Below are 25825 nucleotides of genomic sequence, written 5' to 3' on the forward strand. Positions count from 1 at the left end.
GCGTGGTCGGCCGGTCACGACGTGATCAGCGACTCCAGGGGTACGGAGGGGTCTGCGAGGGCGTGCTGGTCGACCTCGGCGCCGCTGCGGATGAGGCCCTGGATCCGGTCGGTGACGTCCCACACATTGACGTTCATGCCCGCGAGGACCCTGTGGTCCTTGAGCCAGAAGGCGATGAACTGCCGCTTGCCCGCGTCGCCGCGCACCACGACCTGGTCGTACGTCCCCGGCGGCGCCCAGCCCGAGTACTCCAGGCCGAGGTCGTACTGGTCGGAGAAGAAGTACGGGATGCGGTCGTACGCCGAACCGCGCCCGAGCATGGCGCGGGCGGCTGCGGGACCGCCGTTGAGGGCGTTCGCCCAGTGCTCGACGCGCAGCCGCTGCCCGTGCAGCAGGGTGCCGGGGAGGTGGAGGGGTACGGCGGCGACGTCGCCGGTGGCGTAGATGTCGGGGTCGCTGGTGCGCAGGTGGCTGTCGACGGCGATGCCGCCGCCGTGGGCGCGGTCGACGAGGGCCAGTCCCGAGGCCTCGGCGAGGGCGGTGCGGGGGGCGGCGCCGATGGCGGCGAGCACGTCGTGCGCGGGGTGTTCCTCGCCGTCGTCGGTGAGGGCGGCGAGGACCAGTCCGTCCTGGCCGACGATCTCGGTGAGGCGGGCCCCGAAGTGGAAGCGGACGCCGTGCTCGGCGTGCAGATCGGTGAAGAGCTGGCCGAGCTCGGGGCCGAGGACGGAGTGCAGGGGGGTCGGCTCGGGCTCGACGACCGTGACCTCGGCCCCGTAACCGCGGGCGGCGGCGGCGATCTCCAGGCCGATCCAGCCGGCTCCGGCGACGACGAGGTGCCCGTTGTCGCGGCCGAGGGTGGCGAGGACGCCGCGCAGGCGCTCCGCGTGGGAGAGGCGGCGCAGGTGGTGCACGCCGGCGAGGCCGGTGCCGGGGATGTCGAGGCGGCGGGGCTCGGAGCCGGTGGCGAGGAGGAGCTTGTCGTAGTGGATGAGGGTGCTGTCGCCGAGGCGGACGGTCTTCGCTTCGCGGTCGAGGTGCACGACGGGCTGGCCGAGGTGCAGTTCGACGTCGTTGGCCGCGTACCAGCCGGTCTCGTGGACGAAGACGGAGTCGCGGTCGGACTTGCCCGCGAGGAAGCCCTTGGAGAGGGGCGGGCGTTCGTAGGGGTGGTCGCGTTCGTCACCGATCAGGATCACCCGGCCGGTGAAGCCCTCGGTGCGCAGGGTTTCGGCCGCTTTCGCGCCGGCGAGTCCGCCGCCGACGATGAGGTAGGTCTGATCTGCGTCGACCACTTGATGCCTCCATTGTGCGCGTGGGGTTTCGAGCGTCCCGCACGGACGGTTACGGGGGAAGAGGGGGTGGGGTGGGGGCGGAGTGCGGGCCGCTGAATCAGCGCCGCGCCGTCAGCCGCCCGTGCAGCGATCTCGCCGAGGAGTCCGTGAGTGCGGCGATCTGGTCGACCAGGACGCGTTTGCGGGCCCGGTCGTCCGGTGCCGTGTCGAACAGCGCGCGGAACTGCGGGTCCAGGCCCTCCCCCGGCGCCCGCATCGTCAGCGCCTCGGCCAATTCCGCGATGACGATGCGCTGGTCGGCGCGGAGCCGTTCCTGCTCCTCACGCTGCATCACATACCGGTCGGCGACCGCCTTCAGCACCGCGCACTCGTTGCGCGTCTCGCGCGGGACGACCAGTTCCGCCGCGTATCGAGTGAGCCGGCCGCCTCCGAAGGCGGCCCTCGTCGCGGACTCCGCCGCCGTGCAGAAACGGCCGATGAGCTGGCTCGTCGCGTCCTTGAGGCGGGCCTGGGCGAGCGCCGATCCGTCGTAGCCGTGCGGCCACCACTCCTGTTCCATGAGCCGGTCCAGGGCTGCGGCCAGCTCGGCGGGGTCGGTGTCCTCGGGGACGTAACGGCCGCGTGCCACCTCGTAGATCTCGCGCCGCTCCGGCTCGGCGTACAGGAGGTTGGGGTCGAGGTGGCCGGCGTGCAGGCCGTCCTCGAAGTCGTGCACCGAGTACGCGACGTCGTCGGACCAGTCCATGACCTGGGCCTCGAAGCACTTGCCGAACTCGGGGGCGCCTTCGCGCACCCACCGGAAGACGGGGAGGTCGTCCTCGTACACCCCGAACTTCACCGAGCCGGGGTCGGCGGGGTGGCCGCCGCGCGGCCACGGGTACTTGGTGGCGGCGTCCAGGGCGGCCCGGGTGAGGTTGAGGCCGACGCTGACGAGCTCGCCGGTCTCCTCGCTGGGCACGAAGCGTTTGGGTTCGAGGCGGGTGAGGAGGCGCAGCGACTGGGCGTTCCCCTCGAAGCCGCCGCAGTCCTTGGCGAAGTCGTTGAGGGCCTGCTCGCCGTTGTGTCCGAAGGGCGGGTGGCCCATGTCGTGGGAGAGGCAGGCCGCTTCGACCAGGTCGGGGTCGCAGCCGAGGGCGGCGCCCAGTTCGCGGCCGACCTGGGCGCACTCCAGGGAGTGGGTGAGCCGGGTGCGGGGGCTGGAGTCCCACACCTGGCTCCGCGAACCGGGTGTGACCACCTGGGTCTTGCCCGCCAGGCGGCGCAGCGCGGCGGAGTGCAGCACACGGGCGCGGTCGCGCTGGAACGCGGTCCTGCCTGGCCGTTTGTCGGGCTCGGCGTCCCAGCGCTGCGTCGCGGCCGAGTCGTATCCGGTGCTTTCCATAACGACGACCGTAACCGCAGGCACCGACAGTCGCCCCCACCCGCCGCGTGCAGGTCAGGCAGGTGCGGGCGACCCCGGTGGTGTCCGGGTCCCGTCGAGGGACACCCGGCCGAGCTGGGCGGAGAGCTGGGCGGTGATACGGGTGAGGAGTTCGGCGGTGCTGTCGAGGGGCAGGGAAAGGGGTTCGCCGGGTGTGCGCGCGGGGTCCCCGTGTGCTTCTCGCGGTGATGCCGACTCTGTCGTCATGTCCCGATCCTCCCGTTCGGAGATTGCGGCGGCGTTGCGCGGGAGTGACGGCTGCGACCGTCACTCGGCGCCAACTCCGTTGCCGCTGCGGCCTCTTGAGGGAACCCGGCCCTCGGCTCCTTGAAGGGCCGCGGCTTCCGACGGGCTACAGCTTCTTGAAGAAGAAGACGTCCTGGTTCCCGCCGGGAATCCCCGGCAGCCGTGCGGTCTCCTCGTACCCCAGTCGCTGGTAGAAGTCCGGCGCCTGGAAGGTGAACGACGACACCATCGCCCGGTCGCAGCCGCGCCGGCGCATCTCCTCCTCGGCGGCCCGCATCAGTCTGCTGCCCCAGCCGTCGCGGCGGGCGTCCTCGCGCACCCAGAGCATGTGGATGGAGCCGAGGCCGCCCCAGGTGAAGCCGGTGAGGCCGCCGACGAGTTCGCCGTCCTCGTCGGTGACGCGCACGGACAGCTCCTGCTCGTCGTACGCACCGGTGGCGTCGCTGTTGAAGGCGGTGAGTTCCTTGTCGAGCCGGTCGGCGAGCTCCTTGTCGTCCTCGCCGACCCGCAGGGTGTTCTTGTCGTTGCTCTTGTCGTTCTTGGCGTTGTTCTTGTCGTCCGTCGTCATGGGGCGAGTATTCGGTTTCCCTGCGTGCGGATCCAGGGAAATACCGCCGCTCCGTGCGGTGACGCGGCCCACGCGCGAGGGCCGGCCGGGACGCTCTCCCGGCCGGCCCCGCACGCGGCGTTCACGACCGCACGCCCACCGCTCAGATGCGGCGGTGCTTGCCGTAGTAGCCGCCGATCTGCTCGTGGTAGCCCGCGTCGCCGAGGTGCTTGTCCTTGTCGAACTCGGGCGCGTCCTTGATCTGGTCCTTGGTCAGGTCCACGTAGATCTTCTTCTCGGCCGCGTCGACCGTCTTGACCGTGCCGGCCGGCAGCAGCACGTGCTTGCCGAAGATCCAGACGCCGGTGTCCACGACGAGGTAGGCCGAGCCCACCTCGTCGGAGTGCTTGTCGACCTTGCCGATGCTGCCGTCGGTCGCCTCGACCTTGAACCCGGTCAGGCTGGTGCCCGCCCGGTGGCCGACGGTCGGCTGGTAGCCCCAGATGTTCTCGCTCATGAATGGCTCCTTCATCGTAGGCAGTTGGCGCATTCTGCATGCATTTCTTACCGGGAAAGCAGCCGCTCAATGGCGTGCGGCTTTCCCTCTGCCGGACGGGTGCCCGGACTTCTCTTCTCTACACGGGGTTTCCCGGACGGTCTCGCTCCGGCCGGAATTCGCCGCGGACGGCGTACGGATGGCCCGGAAGGGAATCTTCCGGGCCACCCGAATTTCGCCACCGCCCTACAGCTCCGGCGTCACACCTTTCCTACCAGCGGTACCAGCGGCCCCTTCGACCACCTGTACCTCCGGAACGGGCAACGAATCCCAGAAGCCAGAGGACCAGCACCGCGATGGCGATCCACCACAGAATCTTGACTGCGAATCCCGCACCGAAAAGGATCAGGATCAGCAGGAGTACGAGTAGCAGGGGAACCATGGTTATCAACCTCCAGGCAGACGTGTGCCCCGGCAATTCCCTGCCATGCACACCACATTCGAAAGAATTCCGCCGGCCGCCCCGGAGGCCGTCCGCCGCACGGACCGGGGAACTATCCGCTGCGCCCGAGCGTCCAACGGACGGAGAGCCAACGGGTACCACCAGGGGGAATGTCATGCGGTTCGGGCGACCGAGTGTGAAGTGGCCCCGGCTGCCGAAGATGCGACTGCCGAGGAGTCGGCGGGCGAAGCGGCGGCTGGTGCAGGCCGTCATGGCCGGGTGCGTGCTCGCACTGCTGCCGTCGACGTGGACGTACGCGGCCACCGGCGGGCGGGTAGGGGAGACCGGTCAGGCGCCGGACCGGGACGTGGCGATGGTTTTCGGGGCCGGGCTGTGGAAGGGCGAGCCCACGCCGTATCTGGCACGCAGGCTGGACGCGGCCGCCGAGCTGTACCGGGCGGGGAAGGTCCGGGTCGTGCTCGTCACGGGGGACAACGGACGCGAGGAGTACGACGAACCGGACGCCATGCGGAGCTATCTGGTGCGGCACGGCGTGCCGGACCAGCACGTCGTGAGCGACTACGCCGGGTTCGACACCTGGGACTCCTGCGTGCGGGCCAAGAAGATCTTCGGCGTCGACCGGGCCGTACTGATCAGCCAGGCCTTCCACATACGGCGGGCCGTCGCGCTGTGCGACGCGGCGGGAGTCGAGGGCTTCGGCGTCGGGGTCGACGACGTGCACGACACGACCTGGTACTACGGCGGGGTCCGCGAGGTGTTCGCCGCCGGGAAGGCCGCACTGGACGCCGCGTTCCAGCCCGATCCGCACTTTCTCGGTGAGCGGGAAACCGGGGTGACCGAGGCGTTGGCAGGGGGACCTGCCCGCTGACGCACTGGCCGCCGACCGGATGACGTAGATCAGACTCGGGATCAGACTCGGGATCAGCCGAAGTTGATGCGCGTGATCCGGTTCTCGTCGTCCACGTGGACGTTGAGCCGGTCCGGCATGTACTCCTGCGTGAGGAAGGAACCGGGCCTGACGATCCGGTACGGCTTCGGGATGTCCCGCTCGTGGACGAGACGGTCGGCGGGCACGTCGGAGGGGTCGGCCGCACCGTTCCGTACGAGGGTCTTGCCGATCCACTGGTCGTAGTCGGGTGCGACGGCCACCGCCGGCTGGGACTCGGCCGCGTGGGACTCACCGGTGGGAGCGAAGAACGTCGCCGCCAGGGCCGCTGCCGTGAACAGGGTCTTGAGGTGAGAGCTGTGCATGCACGGCACATTGCTCCTGGCCACGCCCAACTTCCAAACCCGCACCACCCGTTCGGGTGTATCGCGTGTCTGCCCCACCGGCGAAAAAAGCCGGACCGAGTCGGAGCGTACGCATGGTTGTTACAAAATGTCCGGGTTGCCGTGATGCTCGGTACATAGGCTCGGGGAGCCCCCTGTGTCCGTACCAGCAGAACGAGCAGCATGCGCAGAACGAGCGGACCGCTCCCCGCCGTCCCGGTCCCGGCCCAGGCCTCAACCCCGGCCCCGGCCCTGGCCGTCACGGTGGCCCTCACCGCGCTCGCCTGCGGTGTTCTGCTGACCGGGTGCGGTGCGCCCGCCGGTCTCGGCCAGGGTGAGCCCGCCCCGGCCGCCAAGTCCCAGCCGCAGCCCGAAACCCTGTGGCCCGCCTGGACCCCCGCCTCGCCCTCGCTGTCGGACGCGGTGACCGACCCGGAGCTCCAGAGCGCCCCCGACCCGCTGCCCGACTCGCCCGCCGTCCCCCCGGGCGGGCTCGCCGCCATGGACCAGCTGGACGTCCTGCGCGCCGACCCGCGGATGCGGCGGCTGACGCGGCGCGGGCCCGTCGACAAGCCCGGCAGTCCCGGGATCCGGCCTGCCGTGCTGCACGATCTGACCGGCGACCGGAAGGCCGAGCTGATCAGCGCGATGGACCTGGAGAGCGGACGGGTGGTGCTGGCGGTGTACACGGTGCGCGAGGGGAAGATCGTGCCGATTCTCCACACCAGTGGCCTGCGCCCGGTCGTCGAGGCGATCGGGGTCGATCTCGTCGTACGCAGCGCCGAGGCGGACGGCGGCGAGCAGTCGATCCGCTACCGCTGGGACGGCAAGCGGATGATCACCGTCAGCGAGGTGCGGAGCTTCCGTACGGAGAGCACGGCGAAGGAGCCGGACGCGGAGCAGGACCCCGGCCAGGATCCGGACCTGGACCCGGACCAGGACCCGGACCAGGAATCCGGCACCTCCAGGAGGAGCGTCCCGCAGTCCGTGCCTCCGCCGGCGCAGACACCCCCGTCAGCACCCTCCTCCGCATCGGCTTCCGCACCGGCTTCCGCACCGGCTTCCGCACCGGCTTCCGCACCGGCAGGGGCCCCGTGATCCGCCGCCTGCGCGGGTTCGCCGCCGGGCTCAGCCTGCGCTGGAAGATCGCCGCGCTGCCCGCCGTCGGGGCCGCCCTGGTGGCGCTGGCCATCGGAATGCTGATCCACCACGCGCGCAGCGCGCAGGTCGCCGACACCGCCCGCGAGTCCGCGATCGCCGAGCTGTACCGCGTACGGCAGCTGTACGAGCTGACCGGGCACGTCGATCCCGGTGACACCGGCTCCGCCCTCGACTCCCCCGAGTTGCCCGCCGCACTGGCCGCCGACGCCCGCGCCGGGAGCCGCAACACCTATCTCGATCTGTCCGGGTCCTCCCCCGCCGTGTGGGCGGCCCGCCCGATCGGCGACCAGGTGCTGTCGGTCAGGCTGCCGCTGGGCGCCCAGCGCGCCGAGATCCGCGACCTGGACCGGAGCCTGGTGGTGTGGGGCGCGGTCGTCGTCGCGCTGACCGCCGTCGGCGGGGCGGCGCTGGCTTCCCGGCTGAGCCGTTCGCTGCGTACCGCCGCCTCGACGGCCCGCCGGATCAGCGAGGGCGACCTGGACGCCCGTATCGCCGGCGGCGACCGCGACCCCGGGGCCACCAAGGACGAGGTGGCCCAGCTGGCCGCCGCCGTGAACACGATGGCGGCCTCCCTCCAGCGCCGCATCGAGGCCGAACAGCGGTTCACCGCCGACGTGGCGCACGAGCTGCGCACCCCGCTGACCGGGCTGCAGACCGCCGCCGAACTGCTGCCGCCGTCCCGGCCGACCGAGCTCGTACGGGACCGGGTGGCCGCGCTGCGCACCCTCACCGAGGACCTTCTGGAAGTGGCCCGGCTGGACTCCCGTACGGAGGAACCCGACCTCGCCGCCCATCCGCTGGGGAAGCTGATGGCGAGCACCACGGGGCGGCTGGGCTGCGAGTTCACCGCGCCGGCTGCGGACGAGGACACGTACGTGAGGACCGACGCGGATCGGCTGGAGCGCATCGTCACCCACCTGGTCGCCAACGCCCGCCGGCACGGCACCGGCCCGGTGGAGGTACGGGTCGAGGGCCCGCGCGTCGTGATCCGCGACCACGGGCCGGGGTTCCCGCAGGCGATGCTGGTGGACGGGGAGCAGCGGTTCCGCACGGGGACCGTGGAGCGCGGGCAGGGCACCGGGCTCGGGCTGACGATCGCGTTCGGCCAGGCGCGGGCGATCGGCGCGGAGGTGGAGCTGTCCAACGAACCGGACGACGGGGGCGCGGTGGCGGTCGTCACGCTGCCTGAGGCCGGGGAAGTGACGGAGGGGTAGACCGGCTGCTGCCGGCCCACCCCCTCCTCGTACCGTGCGGACCTGGATTCGTACCGTACGCAAGAGCCCTCAGGCGGCCGCCGCGAACTGTGCCGCGTACAGCCGGGCGTACGCCCCGCCCGCGGCCAGGAGTTCGTCGTGCGAGCCCTGCTCGACGATACGGCCCGCCTCCATCACCAGGATCACGTCCGCGTCGCGAATGGTGGACAGCCGGTGCGCGATGACGAAGGAGGTCCGGCCGTGGCGCAGGGAGTTCATGGCCCGCTGGGTGAGGACCTCGGTGCGGGTGTCGACGGAGCTGGTGGCCTCGTCGAGGACCAGGATCGAGGGTTCGGTGAGGAAGGCGCGGGCAATGGTGACGAGCTGCTTCTCGCCCGCGCTGAGGTTCCCGGCCTCCTCGTCGACGACCGTGTCGTAGCCGTCGGGGAGGGTGCGGATGAAGCGGTCCGCGTACGTCGCCATGGCGGCTTCGACGATGCGCGTCCGGGAGACCTCGCCCTGAACCCCGTACGCGATGTTGTCGGCGATGGTGCCGCCGAAGAGCCAGGTGTCCTGGAGGACCATGCCGGTCGAGGCGCGGAGTTCCTCGCGGGGCAGGGTGGCGATGTCGGTGCCGTCGAGGGTGATGCGGCCGCCGGTGACCTCGTAGAACCGCATGAGGAGGTTGACCAGGGTGGTCTTGCCCGCGCCGGTCGGGCCGACGATGGCAACGGTCTGGCCGGGGTCGACGGCGAGGGTGAGGTCCTCGATGAGGGGCTTGGCGGGGTCGTAGCGGAAGGCGACGTTCTCGAAGGTGACCCGGCCGGTGACGCGTGTGCTCCGGCCGCTGTGGGCGGGCTCCGCCGACTCCTCCTCGGCGTCGAGGAGGTCGAAGACGCGCTCGGCGGACGCGACGCCCGACTGGAGGAGGTTGGCCATGGCGGCGATCTGGGTGAGGGGGCCGTTGAACTCGTACGAGTACTGGACGAACGCCTGGATCTCGCCGAGGGAGAGGGTGCCCGAGGCGACCCGCAGACCGCCGACGACGGCGATGAGGACGTAGTTGAGGTTGCCGACGAAGGCCATCGCGGGCTGGATGACGCCGGAGATGAACTGGGCCCTGAAGCTCGCCGCGTACAGCTCGTCGTTGTGCGCGTCGAAGGTGGCGATCGCTTCCCGCTTGCGGCCGAAGACCTTCACCAGGGCGTGCCCGGTGTACATCTCCTCGATGTGTCCGTTGAGGCGCCCGGTGACCGCCCACTGCTTCACGAACTGCGGCTGGGCGCGCTTGCCGATGACGTACGCCCCGTAGACGGAGAGCGGGACGGTGGCGAGCGTGACCAGGGCCATCAGCGGCGAGATCCAGAACATCATCGCGCCCACTCCGACCAGGGTGAGCAGGGCGCGCACCATCTGGCTGGAGGCCTGCTGGAGGGTCTGGGTGATGTTGTCGATGTCGTTGGTGGTGCGGGAGAGGACCTCGCCGCGCGGCCGGCGGTCGAAGTGGGCGAGGGGGAGGCGGGCGAGCTTGGTCTCGGCGCGCTCGCGGAGCCGGAAGCCGAGGCGCTGTACGACGACCATGGCGATCCGCACCTGCACCCAGGTGAGCGCGGCGCCGCCGGCGGTCAGGGCGAGGGCGAGGAGGAGAACCCGGGCGACGGCCTCGAAGTCGATGCCGGTGGGGGACTTCGCGCCCGTCACGACCAGGTCGGTGGCCGTGCCGAGGATCTTCGGGGTGAGGACGGCGAGCGCGACGGCCAGCACTCCGGCGGTGAGGACGGCGGCCATGAGGTGCTTCTCGGGGCCGAGCATCCGCAGCAGCCGAAGACCGGAACGGCGGAAGTCGAGGGACCGCTCCAGGGGCGGAACACCGATGACACCGGGCCCGCGCTGGGGCGGCGGCCCCTTCCGCTCAGGCACGGCCCCGGCTCCCGGACCGCCCTTGGCTCCCGGACCGGTCTTGGCTTCCGGACCGCCCTTGGCTTCCGGACCGGCCTTGGCTTCCGGACCGGTTCCGGGCTGGGGGTCTTCTTCCTCCTTGGGTTTCGTTGCGGTGCTCACGCGGCTTCCTCCTCGGTCAGTTGGGAGAGGACGATCTCCCGGTAGGTCTGGTTGTCCCGCATGAGTGACTCGTGGGTGCCGGTGCCGACGACCCGGCCCTCGTCGAGGACGACGATGCTGTCGGCGCCGCGGATGGTGGAGACGCGCTGGGCGACGATGACGACGGTGGCCTCCGCGGTTTCCTCGGCGAGTGCGGCGCGCAGGGCCGCGTCGGTGGCGTAGTCGAGGGCGGAGAAGGAGTCGTCGAACAGGTAGATGCCGGGGCGGGTCACCAACGCCCTTGCGATGGCGAGGCGTTGGCGCTGTCCGCCGGAGAGGTTCGTTCCGCCCTGGGCCACGGGTGCGGCGAGCCCTTCGTCCAGTGCTTCGACGAAGTCGCGGGCCTGGGCGACGTCCAGTGCGTGCCACAGGTCGGCGTCGGTGGCGTCCGGGTTTCCGTACCGCAGGTTGGAGGCGACCGTTCCGGAGAAGAGGTACGGCTTCTGCGGTACGAGGCCGACCGTGCGGGACAGCAGCGACTCCTCGATGTCGCGTACGTCGGTGGAGCCGATCAGGACCTGTCCTCCGGTGGCGTCGAAGAGGCGCGGGATCAGGTTCAGGAGGGTGGTCTTGCCGCTGCCGGTGGAGCCGATGACGGCGGTCGTACGGCCGGGGCGTGCGGTGAGCGAGACGCCGCGCAGTACCGGTTCCTCGGCGCCCGGATAGCTGAAGTCGGCTTCCTTGAGGGTGAGTTGGCCGCGACTGAAGAGTTCGGTCACCGGCGCGGTGGGCGGTACGACGCTCGGCTCGGTGTCGAGGACCTCTCGGATGCGCTCGGCGCTGACCTCGGCGCGCGGCAGCTGCATCATCAGGAACGCGGTCATCATCACGGCCATCAGGATCTGCATCAGATAGCCGAGGAACGCGATCAGCGAGCCGACCTGCAAGGACCCCGAGTCGATGCGCTGCCCGCCGACCCAGATGATCGCGATGGTGGCGAGCTCCCACACCAGCAGGATGGTCGGCATCAGCAGCGCCATCAGCCGGCCGGTGTGCAGCGAGACCCTCATCAGTTCGGCGTTGGCCTCGGCGTACCGTTCCTGCTCGTGCTTGTCGCGGACGAAGGCGCGGATGACGCGGATGCCGGTGATCTGTTCGCGCATCATGCGGTTGACGCGGTCGACGCGCTCCTGCATGGAGCGGAAGAGGGGCGGCATCCGCCGGACGATGAGGCCGACGGCCCCGCCGAGCAGCGGTACGAAGACCAGCATGAGCAGGGCGAGCGGCACGTCCGGGCTGAGCGCCATCACGATGCCGCCGGCGCACATCAGCGGGGCGGCGACCAGCATGGTCAGCCCCGTCACGGTCAGGGTCTGCACCTGCTGGACGTCGTTGGTGGTGCGGGTGATCAGGGACGACGCCCCGAACTGCCCCATTTCCCTTACGGAGAAGTCCTGCACCCGGGAGAAGACGGCGGCCCGCAGGTCCCGGCCGATGCCCATCGCGACCCGGGCCCCGAAGTAGACGGCTCCGCCGGAGGCGAGGACCTGGAGGAGGGTGACGGCGAGCATGACGCCGCCGCGGGACAGGACGTAGCCGGTGTCACCGGTGAGTACGCCCCGGTTGATGATGTCGGCGTTCAGGGTGGGCAGGCAGAGGGTCGCGGCGATCTGGGCGAGCTGGAGGGCGACGACGAGGGCGAGGGTGCGGCGGTGGGGACGCATCCGGGGGCGGAGCAGTCCGAGGATCTCTCTCATGGTGGATACCGGTCCTCGTGCTGCTATGCGGCGAAGGGGCGGACGGACTTGGCGTCGCGCAGGGCGTGCGCCCACCAGGTCAGCCTGGAGAGGAGGGACTTGGCTGCGGTGTTGGCCTCCGCGGGGCTGGTGTGCTGCCCGTCCTCGTCGAACTGCCCCCACGGCCCGTGGAAGGAGACCGTGTCGCGGAGGGTGACGGCGTGCAGCTCGGCGAAGACCTGCCGCAGGTGCTCGACGGCGCGCAGACCGCCGGAGAGGCCGCCGTAGGAGACGAAGCCGACGGGCTTGGCATGCCATTCGGCGCCGTGCCAGTCGATGAGGTTCTTGAGGCCCGCGGGGTAGGAGTGGTTGTACTCGGGGGTGATGACAACGAACGCGTCGGCGGCCGCCAGCCGCTGAGCCACCTTGGCGCGTTCGGCCTGCACGGCGTCGGAGGGGCTGAAGGAGAGCGCGGTCGGCAGGTCGATGCCGGCCACGTCGACGACGTCGACGTCCAGCCCTCCGAAGTCCTCGGCGCGGGTGAGGAACCAGTCGGAGATGACGGGGGCGTAGCGGCCCTCGCGGTTGCTGCCGATGATGACGGCGACTCGAATCGGCTTACCTGCAAGGGAGTTGGCCTGGGCAGAGGCGTCGAATGCAGTGCTGTTGATGTCCATGCGGAGAAGGTTCATACGTCAAGTTCACTTGAGGTCAAGCGCCGCCGTGGAGCTCTCTGCGCCCCGGGCCGCCGGACGGCGGGTCACCCGTTCGGTCCGGCGGCCGGGACGAGACGCCGTGACCCCCGTTGACCTGCCCGAACGTGGTGGCGTACGGGTGATGGGGCGGCCCGGATCAGCCCGTCCGGCCGATTCTCGGGAGGCGGGCGGGGCGCCGCGCCGCTTATCTCGGAGGCAGAGCCCGTACGAGATACGGGAGAGACGACGCCCGGAGGCACCCATGCGCAGCAGTACCGCCAGGCCCCGCCGGAGCAGGCTGCCCGGTGCCGCGTTCGCCGCCGCCGCGGTGCTCACGTGGAGCCTGGGCGGGACCGCGTTCGCCGCCGAGGAGCCGCCGGTGGCCGGGGACGGCCTGCCGGTCGCGGCCGAGGACCTGCCGTTCGCCCCCGAGGACCTGCCGGCGGCCGGGGAGGAGCCGCTGCTCGCCGGGGACGAGGCGCCGCTCGACGGAGGGCTTGAGTTCAACCCGGCGACCGTGCCGCCCGGCGCCGTCGTCACCGTCAACACCACCGCGTGCGGCCCCGGCGGGCAGGGCACCGGCCACGCGTCCTCGCTCGGCATCGGCGACTTCACCATGGAGACGAGCACCCACAAGGAGGTGCTGGTCGGCCAGTTCACGGTTCCGGCGCACACCGCCAAGGGCGAGTACGGGATCAGCGTGTCCTGCGCGGACGGCCGGAAGTCGGCGAAGGGCGACCTGTGGGTGACCGCGGGAGCCCACCCGAGCCCGAGCCACACCGACCCGAGCCACACCACCCCGGGCCACACCGACCCGACCAGTCCCACCGGGCACGTACGTACCGGAGTCGGTGGCGCTGCCTCCGCCCCCGGCACCCCCCAGATCGCGGCGGGGGTGGCCGTGCTGGCCGCGTCCGCCGTGGGCGGCACCTGGCTGCTGCGCCGCCGGGCGAGCGGCGAGCGCTAGCAGCACATGCGGCCACCGTCCCGTGTCCCCGCCCTTCACCATGAGTCCCGGGCGGGGGCACGGGCCGTACCGACGAGCCGGAGTTCGGAGTAGCGCTGTGCCCAGGTTTCCCAGGTTTCCCAGGATCCGCCGGACGCCCAGCTCTCCACGCACGCCCCGGGCCCCCCGGGCACCCCGGACCCCCCGCACCCCTCGGACTTCCCGGACTCCCCGGGCGACCTCCGTGCCGTCCTTTGCCGTGCCCGCCGACTCCGCCCGGTTCCGTACCCACTGCGCGCTCGTCGTGCTCGCCGCCCTCGCCGGGCTGTGGCTGATCAGGGGCGGCTCGGCGGACGTCGGGGAGCCGCCGCAGCCGACGTCCGCCGAGGCGTTCGCACCCGGCCGCGCGGACCTGACCGGCGAACGGTCGGACGACCGGACCGACGGGCGGGCCGCTCCCGCACCCCTCCCCCCGTCCGAGCCGGTGCGCCTGCGCATCCCGCAGATCCGGGTGGACACACCCATGATGCGGCTCGGGCTGGACGCCGCGGGCGGTCTCGACGTACCGCCCGAGGACAATCCGAACATCGCCGGCTGGTACCAGGGCGGCACCCCGCCCGGCGCCCCCGGAACCGCCGTCGTCGCAGGTCACGTCGATACCGCGGAGGGCCCGGCGGTCTTCTACCACCTGGGCGCCCTGCGCAAGGGCCACACGGTCGAGGTGGTCCGCAAGGACGGCCGCACCGCCGTCTTCTCGATCGACGCGATCGAGGTGTACGACAAGAAGAACTTCCCGGAGCGGAAGGTCTACGGCCGGGCGCCGCGGCCCGAGCTGAGGGTGATCACCTGCGGCGGCGGCTTCGTCGAGGGCAAGGGCTACCGGGGGAACGTGGTCGCGTACGCCCACCTGACCCACGTGAAGTGAGAGAGCCCGGCTGCTACTTCACCCACTGGTCGTACGCCAACTTCGCCACCATCGCGAACACCACCACCAGCAGCACCACCCGTACGAACCCGCTGCCCTTCTTGAGCGCGGTGCGCGCGCCGAGCATGCCGCCCGCCAGGTTGAACACCGCCATCAGCGCGGCGAGCTGCCACAGCACGTACCCCTGGTAGGCGAACGTCGCGAGCGCGCCCGCGTTCGTGCACACGTTGACGATCTTCGCGGTGGCGGAGGCGGTCACCATGTCGAAGTGCAGGATCGCGGAGAGCGCGAGCACGAGGAAGGTGCCGGTGCCGGGTCCGAACAGGCCGTCGTAGAAGCCGATGCCGACGCCCGCGAGGGCGATCGCGGCGACGACCCGCTGCCGGGTGGCGGGGCCCATGCCCGGAGCCGTACCGAAGTTCGGGCGGAAGATGACGAAGGTGCCGACGCCGACGAGCACCACCATGATCATGGGCCGCAGGACCTCGTTGCTGATCCCGGCGGCGAAGAAGGCGCCCGCCGTGGACCCGGCCAGGGCCGCGAGGCCGATCCTGACCGCGATCTTCACGTCGATCGGGGCCTTGCGCACATAGGTGACCGCGGCGCCGGTGGTGCCGACGATCGCGACCGCCTTGTTGGTGCCCAGTGCGAAGGTGCTCGCCATGCTGCCCGGCAGTCCCACGATCAGGGCGGGCAGGAGCAGCAGTCCGCCGCCGCCCACCACCGCGTCGACCCACCCGGCCACGGCCGCGGCGAGGCAGAGGATCAGGACCGTGGTGATCGATATGTCGGGCATGGACACGACAGTACGAACCGAAAGCTGGCTGGGCCACTTACTTCGGTGAAAGTTGAGCGAGATCTGAGGTAACTGTGCCGGTCTGCCGGTCGGGGGCGGGCGGAGCGGCCGGTTCCACGGCTACGGCCAGGAAGGTCGCAGCGAGCGCACTCACCCCGAAGAGGCCGAAGGCAACCTGCCTGCGGGCCCGGTCGACGACAGGGGCGGTGCGGGTGGGAACGGGTCTGCGGTGGCGCGCCATGAAGGGCCTCTGGGGTGGGGGCTGGGAGCCGATGGCTGAGGGCTGATAGCTGGGGACTGAGGGCTGGGGACTGGACTCGGGCCTGGGTTCAGAAACGGAAGGTCTCCGCATGGATGCACGACTCCGGCACCCCCGCCCGCAGCAGCGAAGCCCTCGCCGCGTCCGCCATTCCCGGCGGCCCGCACAGGTACACGTCGTGCTCGGCGAGGTCCGGCAGCAGCGCGCGCAGTGCCTGCGGGGCCATCGGGTCGTACGCCGAGTCGGACGCGCCGAGCAGGAAGTGCAGTCCGGCCTGCCGCTCGCGCGCTATCTCCTCCAGTTCGGCGCGCAGCACCAACTGCCCCTCCTGGTTGGCCCGGTAGAGCAGCGTCAGCTCTCCCGGCGCGCACGGCAGCGTCTCGAAGAGCGCCCGCATCGGGGTGATGCCGACGCCGCCCGCGAGCAGCAGCACCTTGCGCCGGGTCCGCCGGTGCGCGGTCAGCGCCCCGAACGGGCCCGTCGCCAGTACCCGCGTCCCCGGCCGCACCCTGCGCAGCCGCCGCGTGTGGTCCCCGGCGGCCTTCACGGTGATCCGCAGCGTGTCGTCCTTCACCGGCGCCGACAGTGAGAACGGCAGCGCGGTGTGCCAGAGCCGCCGCTGGAGGAACCGCCACCGGAAGAACTGCCCCGGCTGCGCCCTGAGTTCGCCGATCCCGATGCCCTGCACGACGACGGACACGACACCGGGACCCTCGTCCCGTACCTCCCGCACCCGCAGGCTGTGCCGCAGCGCCTGCCGTACGGGGACCACGCCCCGGTACCAGAGCAGCAGCACGGCGACGCTCGCGTGCAGCATCGCCCACAGCCACAGCGTGACGGGGCCGCCCGCGACGTCCGGGCCGACCAGCTGGTGCGCGAAGGCGAGACCTGCGCCGGCGTACGTGAGCAGGTGCACGGCCCGCCAGGTCTCGTGCGTGACCTTCTTCCGTACGACAGGTGCCGAGGTCACGCCGACCGCCGCGAGGAGTCCGGTGCCCAGGACTGCGGCCAGGATCCCGCCGTAGCCGAGGAGTTCGGCCGTGGCGGACAGGAGGTCGGTGCCGCGGTGCGCCGCGTATCCGCACAGGGCGAGCACCCCGTGCCCGGCGCACAGCGACAGTACGTACCGTCCGCCGAGCGCATGCCAGCGGGCGAGCCGGTCGGCTCCGACGCCGTGCTCGACGGCGGGCACCCGTGCCATCAGGAAGAGCATGACGAGGACCCCGTAACCGGCGAGCAGTCCGCTCAGGTGCGCCCCGGCGGCGAAGAGCGCGTCGAGCCGGAAGGACGGCACGGCCTGCACGCCCCACATCAGGCAGACGGCCCCGACGCCGGTGACGATGCCGGTACGGACGGTGCGGGGGGAGAGCCGGGGCGCCTCCCGGGTACGCACACGTACCGGTTCCGCGGTCACGGCGGCGGCGCCCGTACGGGACGGATACGCGGCGGCGCCCGTACGGGACAGACGCGCGGCGGCGCCCGTACGGGACAGGTACGCCGAGAGCGCGGGGTGGGAGTCCGGGTCCGGTGCGGGAGCGGCAGGTGCGGGGGCCTCGATCGTCACGTCGGCAGGCTAGGCGCAGAAGACCTCTGAAATGCCCTGGTCAGAGCGTTGGGGCCGATCCTTAAGGCGGCCTTGAGGGAGCCCTGAACAAGGATTAAGGGCGGCCTTAGAATGGGTCAATGATCTTTATTGTCGTGAAGTTCCCCGTTAAGCCCGAGTACGCCGATTCCTGGATGCGGCACGTGGAGGCGTTCACCACCGCCACCCGCGCCGAGCCGGGCAACCTGTGGTTCCAGTGGTCGCGCAGTGTCGAGGACCCGAACGAGTACGTGGTGGTCGAGGCCTTCCAGGACGACGCCGCCGGGGCCCACGTCGACTCCGACCACTTCCGCGCCGCCATGGAGACCATGCGCCCGCTGCTGCGCCACACCCCGGAGATCGTCAGCACGACGATCGAGGGTGCGTCGGGCTGGAGCGAGATGGGCGAGCTGAAGGTCGGCTGACGCTTCGCCCCGCCCGGGGTGGGGCCGCGCCGTGGCCCTGCCCGCCCGGGGTGGGGCCGCAGAAGCGGCCCTACCCCTCCTCCAGATACCTGAGCACGGCCAGCACCCGCCGGTGCCCGCCCTCTTCCATCGAGAGCCCCAGCTTGGCGAAGATGTTCGCCACGTGCTTCTCGACGGCCCGCTCCGACACCACGAACCGGCCCGCGATCTGCTGGTTCGTCAGCCCCTGCGCCATCAGCCCGAGCACTTCCCGCTCGCGCGGCGTCAGCCCGTCCAGCACCGATCCGCGCCGGCTCGCCCCGAACAGCTGGGCCACCACCTCCGGGTCGAGCGCCGTCCCGCCGGCCGCGACCCGGCCCAGCGCGTCGACGAACTCCCCGATGTCCACGACGCGTTCCTTCAGCAGATAGCCGACGCCCGCGCCGCCGCGTACGCCGCCGAGCAGTTGCGCCGCGTACGTGGTCTCCACGTACTGCGAGAAGATCAGCACCCCGGTCCCGGGGTGCGCCCGGCGGATCTCGACGGCCGCCCGCAGCCCCTCGTCCGTCTGCGTCGGTGGCATCCGTACGTCGACCACGGCGGCGTCCGGCCGGTGCTCGGCCACCGCCGCGAGCAGCGCGTCGGCGTCACCGACCGCGGCGGCCACCTCGACGCCCCGCATTCCCAGGAGCTGCGCGAGCCCGTCCCGCAGCAGTACGGAATCCTCGGCGATGACGACCCGCAGGGGCGACGGCGGTGGCATGTCCTGGGAACTCCTTCTAGCGGAACGGCAGTACGACGCGGACCACCGTAGGCCCACCCGCTGGGCTGTCGCACTCCAGCGTCCCGTCCACCGCTCTGATCCGCCCGAGCAGTCCGGTCAGCCCGCTGCCGGCCCCGACGACCGCTCCCCCGCACCCGTCGTCCCGTACGACCAGGCTCAACACCCCTCCCCCTCCCACCACTTCGACCTCCACCGTGCTCGCCCCGCTGTGCTTGGCCGCGTTCGCGAGCAGCTCCGCCGTGCAGAAGTAGGCGATCGCCTCGATCGCCGGGGGCGGCCGCTCGCCGAGCCCCACCCGTATCGCCACGTCCATCGGGCTGTCCGCCGCCAGCGTCGCCAGCGCGGCGTCGAGTCCCTGATCCAGTACGGGCGGATGGATGCCCTTGACCAGGCTCCGCAGGTCGGCGACGGCCTGTTTCGCATTGCCCTGGGCGGTCTCGACCACGGAGAGGACCTGCTCCTGCTCGGCCCCTCCCGCCACCAGCTCGCGGATCATCGTGAGGTGCATGCCGAGCCCGACGAGCCGGGCCTGCGTGCCGTCGTGGAGGTCGCGTTCGATGCGCCGCAGGGTCGCGGCGGCGTCCTCGACGGCCTGCGCGCGGGTCTCCTCCAGCGTGCGGATCCGCAGCTCGGCCGCTCCCGGCCCGAGGAGCGCGCGCAGGACCTTCTCGTACGGGAGGAGGGCCAGCCGTACGAGCCGGGGCCCGAGGATGAGCAGCAGCGCGCCGACCGCCACGACGGCCGGCCACCTCGGCCAGGTGTCCATCTGGACGCCGAACCACTCCAGCGAGACGCGCCGCTCGGTGCCGTCGGGGGCGCGGACCGCCGTGTAGTTGATGTGCCGGAGCAGCGGGTGCAGGAGGTACAGCAGCCCGTACACGTAACTGACGCACGCGGCCACCAGGGCCGGCGCGGCGAGCACCGGGGCGGCGAAGGCCCATCCCACCGCCCGCCACGCGGCCCGGTCGGCGAGGACGGCCCGCCGCCAGCCGAACAGGCCTGCCGCCGCCGGCCGTACCGGAGGTTCGACCTCCAGCCCCAGCAGCCGCCGGGCGAGGAAGGTCTGCGCCGCTCCGATCCCCACCGCACCCCGCACGGTCGCCGCGATCAGCCACGGCCCGAACGCGGTGACCGACAGCACCCCGCCGACGAGCAGCCCGACGAGCACGAGCAGGGCTGCCACCAGGGCGAGCGAAAAGGCGAGGACGGCATGGAGAAACGCGCGGAGGAGGGCTGGGAGGAGGGCTGGGACCTTGAGGTGACGGCGCATGACGTCCACTAAAACTGATGGATGATCGGCACGGACAGCAGGCCGCAGATCACCACGACCGCCACCGCCGTCAGGGCGGCCGGCTTCAGCCCGCCCCGGTCCCGCCCCAGGAACCCCCTGGCCAGCCGCAGCTGCAGCGCGGTGAACCCCTTGGCGATCCACGGCGCGAGGAAGAGGAAGGTCACCCCTCCGCCGAGGGCGTGCACCGCCCAGGCACCGGCCAGGGTGGGCCCGCCCCAGGACTGGGTGGGGTCGTTGTCGATCCGCAGCGGGAAGCCGACGTTGATCGCGACGACGAACCAGCAGTAGAAGACGACGACCGCCGCGACGAGGTTGAGCGGCGCACTGACCACGGCGTGCACGCCGCCGAGCACCCCGGCCCGCTCGCGCACCTCGAACTCCTCCCCCAATACCCGCTTCGCCAGGGCGAGTTGGATTCGCCCGACCGGTCCGCCGGCCAGCGCGAGGGGAATGCAGAACAGCCCGACGGGCAGGGCGAGGACGAGGTAGGCGACCCGCCGCCAGGTCCCGGCCCGGAACGGCTCCCGCAGGATCACCCGCCAGGAGGGAAAGCGACGACGGTGCTCCGGTGCGGCGAGGGGCCCCGCGGATACGTGCTGCGACTGCGCTGCGATGTCCATGCCTCAAGACTCGCGAACGCGGGCGCTCCTCACGAGGGTGCCAGTACGGAACCCCGGGGTGGGGTAAACCGAACCTCCGTCACATGTCGTCCGGCAGCAGCCGGAACGACGCGTGGGTGGTGAGCGGCCGGATCGCCCGGAAGTCCCGCCGGTCCAGCGTCAGCACGGCATCGGTGCGGTAGACGGAGGCCAGCACCGCATTGACCGCGTCCGCCAGGCCCAGATCGAGAGCGGCGTACCTGTCCCGCACTCCCTCGGCGAGATCGAGGACGTCACCCGTGATCTCCGGAACCACCGCGCGCATCACCTTCGCGTGCCGCCGCACGTCTCCCACGATCGTCCGGGCCCCCGCACGCCCCAGAATGCGGGTGCCCACATGGTCGACCTCGGCGAGCACCAGCGGCGAGACGACGAGCAGTCCTGCCCGGCCCATGGCACGCTCGCACCCGTCGGTCTCCGGGTCGTCGGCGTCGTACGCCGCGACCAGGGCCGACGTACCGGCAATGACGATCACCGATCGCCCTCCGTCGCGGCCCTGTCGCGCCGAGCGGCGTCGGCGACCGCGTCCCGCACGACGCCCCCGGTGGCCCGCGCCCCGCCGCCCCGGAACTTCCCCGAAACGAACGGCTCGTCCCAGACGCGGTGCGACAGCGCCGCGAGGTGGATCGCCTCACGGATTATTTCGGCCTCCGAGACGCCCTGGCGTGCCGCCGCTTCCTTGATGAGGGCGAGGTCCTCGGAGTCGGCGTAGACGTTGGTCCGCTTCAGAGTCATGTACCAAGGGTAGTACACATCCCGCCGCGGCTCCGTGGGCCGCGTCGGCCGCTCAGCCCTCGACGGAGGCCGGGTCCATCCAGATGACCTCCCAGTTGTGCCCGTCCAGGTCCTGGAAGGAACGGCCGTACATGAAGCCGTGGTCCTGCGGGTCCCCGGACGGGGTGGCCCCGGCCGACAGGGCCGCGTCGCACAGCTCGTCGACCTTGGCGCGGCTCTCGGCGCTGATCCCGATGAGTGCCTCGGTGGTGGTGGCGGAGTCCGCGATCTCCTTCTTGGTGAACTCCTTGAAGCGCGGCTCCGTCAGGAGCATCACGACGATGGACTCGCTGAGCGGCATCGACGCGGTCCTGTCGTCGCTGAACTGGGCGTTGAAGGTGTAGCCCAGCTTGGCGAAGAAGTTCTTCGAGGCCTCCAGGTCCTTGACCGGAAGGTTCAGGAAGATCATCTGCTGGTACGTCGCCATGGTCGGTGTCCCTGTCTCTCTCGTCCGGCACGGCCCGTCTGCCGCAGCCTTCACAGATGTAGACCGGGAGCGGCCCGAAGAATCATCGCCCGCGGAGCAGAAATCTCGCACAGGATTCGAACGACGCCCCGGGCCGGGTCTGATCCTCCCCGGCCTGCCCCCGTCGCGGACCCGGCCTGCCCCGGCGCGGCCCCGGCCCGCCCTTTGCCCGATGCGTGCGCGGACTTGAACGTTCCTGTCCCCGGCGGGAGTGGGGCCCGCCCACACTTGTGCCGTCGGCCCGCGAACCCCCGGAGGATCTCTCTTGTCCCGCACCCAGCACGTCCTGATATCCGGCGCCAGCATCGCCGGCCCCGCCCTCGCCCACTGGCTGAAGCGGTACGGGTTCCAGGTCACGGTCGTCGAGCTGACGCCGGGCTTGCGCCCCGGCGGCCAGGCCGTCGACGTGCGCGGGGCCGCGCTCCAGGTCCTGGAGCGGATGGGCGCCCTGGAGGAGACGCACACCAGGCGGGTCCGTATGCGGGGCATGTCGGTGATGAGCCCGGAGGGCGAGGAGCAGTTCCGCTCCACCGAGCAGACGATGAGCGGCGGCGAGCTGGCCAGTCCCGATATCGAGATCCTCCGCGACGACCTGTCCGCCGTCTTCGTCGGAGCGGTCGCGGACGCCGAGGGGCCCGAGGTCGAGTACCTCTTCGACGACTCGATCGACACCCTCGCCCAGGACGACGACGGCGTGCACGTCACCTTCAGGAACGGCACCGGGCCCCGCACCTTCGACCTGGTCTTCGCCGCCGACGGCCTGCACTCCCGCACCCGCGCCCTGGCCTTCGGCCCGGAGGAGGACTTCGTCACCCACATGGGGACCGTCCTCGCCGTCTGGTCGGCGCCCAACTTCCTCGACCTCGACGAGTGGCAGATCGCCTTCCGGGCGGCCGGCTCCAACTGGGGCGGGCTGGTGATGAGCGTCCGCGAGAACAAGGAGGTGCGTGCCTATCTCGGCCTTGAGCACGAGAGCGACTTCTCCTACGACTACCGCGACGTCCGGGCCCAGAAGCAGATCATGGCCGACGAGTTCCAGGACAAGGGCTGGATCTTCCCGCGCCTGATCGAGCACATGTGGCAGGCCGACGACTTCTACCTGGACTCGATGGCCCAGGTGAAGGCCGGCTCCTGGTCCAGCGGCCGGGTCGCGCTGGTCGGCGACGCCGGCTACTGCGGATCGCCGCTGTCCGGGCAGGGCACCAGCATGGCGATCATCGGCGCGTACGTCCTCGCGGGCGAGCTGAAGGCCGCGAACGGCGACCACACCGCGGCCTTCGCGGCGTACGAGCGCGAGCTGCGCGACTTCGTCACCGCGAACCAGGAGCTGGCGTACACCAACAAGGCGCGGGTGGAGGCGCAGCAGGCGGGCGAGGAATTCCAAGGACCGGAGATGTCCGAGGTGACCAACTCGTACGTGGTGAAGGACTACTGAGGGGTGAAGGACTGCTGAGGGGCGAAGGGCTACTGAAGAGTGAAGGACTGCTGAGGGGTGCCGGTCTGCTGAGGGCTGCCGGGGCTACGGGCGTGCGCTCCGGTTGAAGACCGTCAGGTGGCCGTACGAGGCCGGGGACAGCTGCGCGAACCCGGCCGGGCGGCCGCCGACCTCCGCGCCGACCGCGACGCTGTCCGGGAACGGGGCCCTGGGCCAGGTTCCGTCCCGGTAGAGCCCGTCCCAGTCGCCGCGCGCGCTGCGGCCGCCGCGGTCCAGGACGAAGCCCCGGCAGTCGTCGCGGAACCTGTCCAGCACCCGGACCAGTGCGGCGACCACCTGCTCCCGCTCCGGTTCGACGAGACCCACGAGGTCGAAGACGGCCGTGACCGTCGCCGCGTCGAGCCGGCGCACCCGCAGCGCGACCGCGGTGTCCCCCTCGAACCGCAGGTAGAGGGTGACCTCGCCGTCGCCCGGATCCGCGAGTGCGGCGGCCGGGTCCTGCCCGTCGGCGACCGGCAGCTCGGCCGTCGCACCCTTCTCCGTACGTGTGAGGTACACCGTGTCCGTCAGACGGTGGCGGTGCGGCAGACCGGCTGCCGCGAGCCGGGAGAGCAGGCGGGCGGCGCGCTCCGGGGTGAACCCGGTGAGGTACCAGGCGAAGAAGCCGCCCTCCGGCTGCTCCTGCGCAACGTCGCCGAAGACCTCCCGGAAGATCTCCGCGCCGCGTCCGGGCGGCAGGGCCTGCGGGGCGTACTGCGCGGCCCGTACGTCCGCGAGGAAGTCCGCGGGGAGGTCCAGGTGGTGGCGCCTTACATAATGGGCGAGCTCCTCGGGCCAGAGCCACTTTCCGTCCGTGTTCAGCGAACCGGCGGACACCCACTCGTCGCCGGAGACGACATCACGGTCCGCGCCCATCGAGGTGAAGATCTCGGTGCCGGACTCCAGGTAGGCCACGATGCCCGCCTCGTCGTACAGCGCGTGCGTGCACACCGCGTCGTGGACCGAGGGGTCGGTGCCGGACTCGTCATGGGTGAACTCGCGGAAGAATCCGACGCGTTGGGTCATCGCTGCGAACCGTTCGTCACTGGTCGTTGCCGTGGGCTTCACTGGTCGGTCAGCCGTGGGCTTCACTGGTCGGTCATCGGGAGGAAGGTGCGCCAGTAGCCGTTGTTGCCGATCTGCGGCGTCTGGTTCAGCCCCAGCTCCGGCGACGTGCCCACCTTATTGGTCGGGGCCTGCACCGGGACTCCCAGGTCGTTGGCGACCCGCTGGGCCAGTGGCAGCTCCACCAGGTTCGGGGCGACGGTCCCCGAGTGGCAGGAGATGAGACGCACGGGGCCGCCGTCGTACTGCGGGTTGCTGCGGATGGCGTCGGAGATGTGCGAGGGGTTGACCTCGAAGTCCATCAGGGTCTTGCCGTTGCTGTTCACCCGGCCGGGCAGGAAGACCCCCTCGGGCGTGCCGTGCACGATGACGTCGTGCTTCCCCGGCACCCGGGCGACCCGCTCCGTATTGGCGAGCGTCTTGGGGTCGTAGCCGATCGTGGTGGTCCGCTTGCCGAAGTAGACCGGGTCGCCGGAGATCAGCGCGTGGTCGCCGGGCACCTTGGGCGGTGCCGGGATCTTCGAGTCCTCGCTGCGGAGCAGGTTCCAGGTGCGCCGCCGGCCCATCTCGTCGAGGGACAGCGGCACCCCGCCGGACCCGCGCACCCCTGCGAGGTTCGGGTTGATCACGCCGAACGGGATGTCCTGTCCGGAGAACAGGTTCCGGTAGCCGCCGACCTCCCCGGCCACCCGGGAGAAGCCGCCCGCGCCGCCGAAGGCACCGCCGAACGCGCCGCCGTAGAGCGCGGACCTCTCCACGGAGTCGAGGCTCAGGCCGTCCTGCAGGCCGGTGGCCATCCGCAGCGGCTGGGCCACCGCGAGGTCGACCGTGATGCCCTCGATCGCGCCGAACGCGATGCCGGTGAGCGTCGTGGCGGCGATGGTGGCCACCGTGGTCGAGACGGTGATGCCGAGGCCCGCGGCGACCTCGATGATGGCGGCGGTCGCGGCGGCCGAGGCCGCGGTGGAGGCGCCGAAGGTGAACACCGCGAGGCCCACACCGGCCGCGATCACCGCGGCCCCGATGCCTATCTCGATCCACAGCTTCTCGATGGCGTCGTCGACGGCGTCCGCGAACTCGTCGAGGGCCTTGGCCATGGCACGGGCGGTCTTGGCGCTGTCGTCGAGCCAGCCCACGCCCTCGCTCTTGTGGTACCTCTCCCAGAACGTCCGGAAGGTGTCGACCGATACGCCGGTGTTGTGCAGGATGACCGTGTTCGCACTGGTGTTGACCGGCGGAATGACGTCGTCCACCGCGTCGGCGAAGGTCCGCCAGGCGGACGCGGCCTTGCGCAGGGTGCCGGAGTTGGCGTCCGGCCACCACATGCCGGCCTTCATCAGAAGGTCCTTGGCGATGTCCTCGACGCTCACCGGGCGCCCTTGCCGTCGCTCTGCGAACCGCCCTTGCCGTCGCTCTGCGAACCGCCCTTGCCGCCGTCCTGCGTACCGCCCTTGCCGCCGTCGCCCGATCCGCCCCCGTCATCCCCTCCGCCCGGCGTCTTGATCTTGGTGAACATGCCCTCGACCAGCTTCTCGTTGTCGATGTGCCCGTCCGCCATGTCGACCATCGCGGCGTTGATGCTCTTCAGGCCGAGCGCGAGAATGCCCACCGCGCGCTCGATCTCGGTGCGCTTGGGCTTGTAGGCCTCGCCGAACTTGTTGCCCTGCTCGTCGTCGCCCCACGGCGAACCGAGGCCGTCCAGGGTCCGCTTGAGCGTCGCCGCCGCTTCGGCGAGCGCCTGGCCCTGTTTCGCGAAGGCGGGGGCCGCCTTCTTCAGGTCCTCCGTGGAGATGTCCAGTATCTTGCCCGAGTCGCCCATGCGCGCTCCCCCTGTGACTG

28 protein-coding genes are annotated in these 25825 nt (G+C 71.3%); 7 read left to right on the forward strand and 21 right to left on the reverse strand.

Going from position 1 to position 25825, the window contains the following annotated elements; genetic code table 11:
* Positions 1–14: 14 nt before the first annotated feature.
* From AB0D18_RS00780 to AB0D18_RS00805, 6 genes are all read right to left on the reverse strand, one after another.
* Positions 15–1295, reverse strand: a complete 1281-nt coding sequence (locus AB0D18_RS00780; RefSeq protein WP_362410537.1) for an FAD-dependent oxidoreductase — start codon at positions 1293–1295, stop codon at positions 15–17.
* A 97-nt stretch (positions 1296–1392) separates the two neighbouring features.
* A complete protein-coding gene (locus AB0D18_RS00785; RefSeq protein ID WP_362410540.1) occupies positions 1393–2676 on the reverse strand; it encodes a deoxyguanosinetriphosphate triphosphohydrolase in 1284 nt (427 codons plus the stop codon).
* Positions 2677–2730: 54 nt separating this feature from the next.
* Positions 2731–2922 (reverse strand): hypothetical protein, encoded by a 192-nt coding sequence (locus AB0D18_RS00790; RefSeq protein WP_362410543.1) that lies wholly within the window; start codon positions 2920–2922, stop codon positions 2731–2733.
* A gap of 145 nt (positions 2923–3067) precedes the next feature.
* The gene (locus tag AB0D18_RS00795; protein WP_362410546.1) at positions 3068–3529 is read right to left on the reverse strand and encodes a GNAT family N-acetyltransferase; all 462 of its coding nucleotides are present in this window, start codon (positions 3527–3529) and stop codon (positions 3068–3070) included.
* 142 nt (positions 3530–3671) lie between these two features.
* A complete protein-coding gene (locus AB0D18_RS00800; RefSeq protein ID WP_362410549.1) occupies positions 3672–4025 on the reverse strand; it encodes a PRC-barrel domain-containing protein in 354 nt (117 codons plus the stop codon).
* Between the two features lie 250 nt (positions 4026–4275).
* The gene (locus AB0D18_RS00805; protein WP_362410552.1) at positions 4276–4446 is read right to left on the reverse strand and encodes a hydrophobic protein; all 171 of its coding nucleotides are present in this window, start codon (positions 4444–4446) and stop codon (positions 4276–4278) included.
* A 175-nt stretch (positions 4447–4621) separates the two neighbouring features.
* Here AB0D18_RS00805 and AB0D18_RS00810 point away from each other — a divergent pair, with 175 nt between their 5' ends.
* Positions 4622–5335 (forward strand): ElyC/SanA/YdcF family protein, encoded by a 714-nt coding sequence (locus tag AB0D18_RS00810; RefSeq protein ID WP_362410555.1) that lies wholly within the window; start codon positions 4622–4624, stop codon positions 5333–5335.
* A gap of 53 nt (positions 5336–5388) precedes the next feature.
* Here the strand turns inward: AB0D18_RS00810 and AB0D18_RS00815 are convergent, their stop codons facing one another.
* Positions 5389–5718, reverse strand: coding sequence for an I78 family peptidase inhibitor (locus tag AB0D18_RS00815; protein ID WP_362410558.1), 330 nt, complete (start codon positions 5716–5718; stop codon positions 5389–5391).
* Between the two features lie 201 nt (positions 5719–5919).
* Between AB0D18_RS00815 and AB0D18_RS00820 the strand changes: the two genes are divergently transcribed.
* The gene (locus tag AB0D18_RS00820; RefSeq protein WP_362410561.1) at positions 5920–6834 is read left to right on the forward strand and encodes a hypothetical protein; all 915 of its coding nucleotides are present in this window, start codon (positions 5920–5922) and stop codon (positions 6832–6834) included.
* On the forward strand, positions 6831–8111 hold the full coding sequence (locus AB0D18_RS00825) for a HAMP domain-containing sensor histidine kinase (protein WP_362410563.1): 1281 nt from the start codon (positions 6831–6833) through the stop codon (positions 8109–8111). Before AB0D18_RS00820 ends, AB0D18_RS00825 begins: the two co-directional genes overlap by 4 nt.
* 69 nt (positions 8112–8180) lie before the next feature.
* Here the strand turns inward: AB0D18_RS00825 and AB0D18_RS00830 are convergent, their stop codons facing one another.
* The 3 genes from AB0D18_RS00830 to AB0D18_RS00840 form a co-directional block, all read right to left on the reverse strand.
* Positions 8181–10010 (reverse strand): ABC transporter ATP-binding protein, encoded by a 1830-nt coding sequence (locus tag AB0D18_RS00830; protein WP_362412072.1) that lies wholly within the window; start codon positions 10008–10010, stop codon positions 8181–8183.
* A gap of 137 nt (positions 10011–10147) precedes the next feature.
* Positions 10148–11887 (reverse strand): ABC transporter ATP-binding protein, encoded by a 1740-nt coding sequence (locus AB0D18_RS00835; protein WP_362410566.1) that lies wholly within the window; start codon positions 11885–11887, stop codon positions 10148–10150.
* A 23-nt stretch (positions 11888–11910) separates the two neighbouring features.
* Positions 11911–12558, reverse strand: a complete 648-nt coding sequence (locus AB0D18_RS00840; protein WP_362410569.1) for an NAD(P)H-dependent oxidoreductase — start codon at positions 12556–12558, stop codon at positions 11911–11913.
* 265 nt (positions 12559–12823) lie between these two features.
* On the opposite strand from AB0D18_RS00840, the gene AB0D18_RS00845 reads away from it, so the two are divergent.
* Positions 12824–13528, forward strand: coding sequence for a hypothetical protein (locus AB0D18_RS00845; protein WP_362410572.1), 705 nt, complete (start codon positions 12824–12826; stop codon positions 13526–13528).
* Between the two features lie 223 nt (positions 13529–13751).
* Positions 13752–14432, forward strand: coding sequence for a class F sortase (locus AB0D18_RS00850; RefSeq protein ID WP_362410575.1), 681 nt, complete (start codon positions 13752–13754; stop codon positions 14430–14432).
* Between the two features lie 13 nt (positions 14433–14445).
* Here the strand turns inward: AB0D18_RS00850 and AB0D18_RS00855 are convergent, their stop codons facing one another.
* On the reverse strand, positions 14446–15228 hold the full coding sequence (locus AB0D18_RS00855; protein WP_362410578.1) for a TSUP family transporter: 783 nt from the start codon (positions 15226–15228) through the stop codon (positions 14446–14448).
* 329 nt (positions 15229–15557) lie between these two features.
* The gene (locus tag AB0D18_RS00860; protein ID WP_362410581.1) at positions 15558–17051 is read right to left on the reverse strand and encodes a ferredoxin reductase family protein; all 1494 of its coding nucleotides are present in this window, start codon (positions 17049–17051) and stop codon (positions 15558–15560) included.
* A 119-nt stretch (positions 17052–17170) separates the two neighbouring features.
* Here AB0D18_RS00860 and AB0D18_RS00865 point away from each other — a divergent pair, with 119 nt between their 5' ends.
* Entirely contained in the window at positions 17171–17494 is a 324-nt protein-coding gene (locus AB0D18_RS00865) for a putative quinol monooxygenase (protein ID WP_362410584.1), read from the forward strand.
* A gap of 70 nt (positions 17495–17564) precedes the next feature.
* On the opposite strand, the gene AB0D18_RS00870 is transcribed toward AB0D18_RS00865, so the two are convergent.
* The 6 genes from AB0D18_RS00870 to AB0D18_RS00895 form a co-directional block, all read right to left on the reverse strand.
* Positions 17565–18236 carry a response regulator transcription factor gene (locus AB0D18_RS00870; RefSeq protein ID WP_362410587.1) on the reverse strand — a complete coding sequence of 224 codons (672 nt, stop codon included), beginning with the start codon at positions 18234–18236 and terminating at the stop codon, positions 17565–17567.
* 16 nt (positions 18237–18252) lie between these two features.
* A complete protein-coding gene (locus tag AB0D18_RS00875) occupies positions 18253–19527 on the reverse strand; it encodes a sensor domain-containing protein (protein WP_362410590.1) in 1275 nt (424 codons plus the stop codon).
* An 8-nt stretch (positions 19528–19535) separates the two neighbouring features.
* Complete coding sequence (locus AB0D18_RS00880; protein WP_362410592.1) at positions 19536–20168, reverse strand: hypothetical protein; 633 nt, start codon at positions 20166–20168, stop codon at positions 19536–19538.
* A gap of 79 nt (positions 20169–20247) precedes the next feature.
* Positions 20248–20682, reverse strand: coding sequence for a PIN domain-containing protein (locus AB0D18_RS00885; protein ID WP_362410595.1), 435 nt, complete (start codon positions 20680–20682; stop codon positions 20248–20250).
* The gene (locus AB0D18_RS00890) at positions 20679–20942 is read right to left on the reverse strand and encodes a CopG family transcriptional regulator (RefSeq protein WP_362410598.1); all 264 of its coding nucleotides are present in this window, start codon (positions 20940–20942) and stop codon (positions 20679–20681) included. The genes AB0D18_RS00885 and AB0D18_RS00890 overlap by 4 nt, the downstream gene beginning before the upstream one ends.
* A gap of 52 nt (positions 20943–20994) precedes the next feature.
* Positions 20995–21408, reverse strand: coding sequence for a VOC family protein (locus tag AB0D18_RS00895; RefSeq protein WP_362410601.1), 414 nt, complete (start codon positions 21406–21408; stop codon positions 20995–20997).
* Between the two features lie 304 nt (positions 21409–21712).
* On the opposite strand from AB0D18_RS00895, the gene AB0D18_RS00900 reads away from it, so the two are divergent.
* Positions 21713–22882, forward strand: coding sequence for an FAD-dependent monooxygenase (locus AB0D18_RS00900; RefSeq protein WP_362410604.1), 1170 nt, complete (start codon positions 21713–21715; stop codon positions 22880–22882).
* Positions 22883–22966: 84 nt separating this feature from the next.
* Here the strand turns inward: AB0D18_RS00900 and AB0D18_RS00905 are convergent, their stop codons facing one another.
* The 3 genes from AB0D18_RS00905 to AB0D18_RS00915 form a co-directional block, all read right to left on the reverse strand.
* A complete protein-coding gene (locus AB0D18_RS00905; protein WP_362410607.1) occupies positions 22967–23947 on the reverse strand; it encodes a hypothetical protein in 981 nt (326 codons plus the stop codon).
* Between the two features lie 62 nt (positions 23948–24009).
* A complete protein-coding gene (locus AB0D18_RS00910) occupies positions 24010–25356 on the reverse strand; it encodes a hypothetical protein (protein ID WP_362410609.1) in 1347 nt (448 codons plus the stop codon).
* On the reverse strand, positions 25353–25805 hold the full coding sequence (locus tag AB0D18_RS00915; protein ID WP_362410612.1) for a hypothetical protein: 453 nt from the start codon (positions 25803–25805) through the stop codon (positions 25353–25355). Before AB0D18_RS00915 ends, AB0D18_RS00910 begins: the two co-directional genes overlap by 4 nt.
* Positions 25806–25825 lie beyond the last annotated feature (20 nt).

This window comes from Streptomyces sp. NPDC048442, assembly GCF_040651475.1.
Classification (GTDB): Bacteria; Actinomycetota; Actinomycetes; order Streptomycetales; family Streptomycetaceae; genus Streptomyces.

Excerpts from the sequence above, each read along its gene's own strand:
- AB0D18_RS00785 (WP_362410540.1), bottom strand. The coding sequence starts at position 2,676 with ATGGAAAGCACCGGATACGACTCGGCCGCGACGCAGCGCTGGGACGCC.
- AB0D18_RS00790 (WP_362410543.1), bottom strand. The coding sequence starts at position 2,922 with ATGACGACAGAGTCGGCATCACCGCGAGAAGCACACGGGGACCCCGCG.
- AB0D18_RS00795 (WP_362410546.1), bottom strand. The coding sequence starts at position 3,529 with ATGACGACGGACGACAAGAACAACGCCAAGAACGACAAGAGCAACGAC.
- AB0D18_RS00800 (WP_362410549.1), bottom strand. The coding sequence starts at position 4,025 with ATGAGCGAGAACATCTGGGGCTACCAGCCGACCGTCGGCCACCGGGCG.
- AB0D18_RS00805 (WP_362410552.1), bottom strand. The coding sequence starts at position 4,446 with ATGGTTCCCCTGCTACTCGTACTCCTGCTGATCCTGATCCTTTTCGGT.
- AB0D18_RS00810 (WP_362410555.1), top strand. The coding sequence starts at position 4,622 with ATGCGGTTCGGGCGACCGAGTGTGAAGTGGCCCCGGCTGCCGAAGATG.
- AB0D18_RS00815 (WP_362410558.1), bottom strand. The coding sequence starts at position 5,718 with ATGCACAGCTCTCACCTCAAGACCCTGTTCACGGCAGCGGCCCTGGCG.
- AB0D18_RS00820 (WP_362410561.1), top strand. The coding sequence starts at position 5,920 with ATGCGCAGAACGAGCGGACCGCTCCCCGCCGTCCCGGTCCCGGCCCAG.
- AB0D18_RS00835 (WP_362410566.1), bottom strand. The coding sequence starts at position 11,887 with ATGAGAGAGATCCTCGGACTGCTCCGCCCCCGGATGCGTCCCCACCGC.
- AB0D18_RS00840 (WP_362410569.1), bottom strand. The coding sequence starts at position 12,558 with ATGAACCTTCTCCGCATGGACATCAACAGCACTGCATTCGACGCCTCT.
- AB0D18_RS00845 (WP_362410572.1), top strand. The coding sequence starts at position 12,824 with ATGCGCAGCAGTACCGCCAGGCCCCGCCGGAGCAGGCTGCCCGGTGCC.
- AB0D18_RS00855 (WP_362410578.1), bottom strand. The coding sequence starts at position 15,228 with ATGCCCGACATATCGATCACCACGGTCCTGATCCTCTGCCTCGCCGCG.
- AB0D18_RS00865 (WP_362410584.1), top strand. The coding sequence starts at position 17,171 with ATGATCTTTATTGTCGTGAAGTTCCCCGTTAAGCCCGAGTACGCCGAT.
- AB0D18_RS00870 (WP_362410587.1), bottom strand. The coding sequence starts at position 18,236 with ATGCCACCGCCGTCGCCCCTGCGGGTCGTCATCGCCGAGGATTCCGTA.
- AB0D18_RS00875 (WP_362410590.1), bottom strand. The coding sequence starts at position 19,527 with ATGCGCCGTCACCTCAAGGTCCCAGCCCTCCTCCCAGCCCTCCTCCGC.
- AB0D18_RS00880 (WP_362410592.1), bottom strand. The coding sequence starts at position 20,168 with ATGGACATCGCAGCGCAGTCGCAGCACGTATCCGCGGGGCCCCTCGCC.
- AB0D18_RS00890 (WP_362410598.1), bottom strand. The coding sequence starts at position 20,942 with ATGACTCTGAAGCGGACCAACGTCTACGCCGACTCCGAGGACCTCGCC.
- AB0D18_RS00895 (WP_362410601.1), bottom strand. The coding sequence starts at position 21,408 with ATGGCGACGTACCAGCAGATGATCTTCCTGAACCTTCCGGTCAAGGAC.
- AB0D18_RS00905 (WP_362410607.1), bottom strand. The coding sequence starts at position 23,947 with ATGACCCAACGCGTCGGATTCTTCCGCGAGTTCACCCATGACGAGTCC.
- AB0D18_RS00915 (WP_362410612.1), bottom strand. The coding sequence starts at position 25,805 with ATGGGCGACTCGGGCAAGATACTGGACATCTCCACGGAGGACCTGAAG.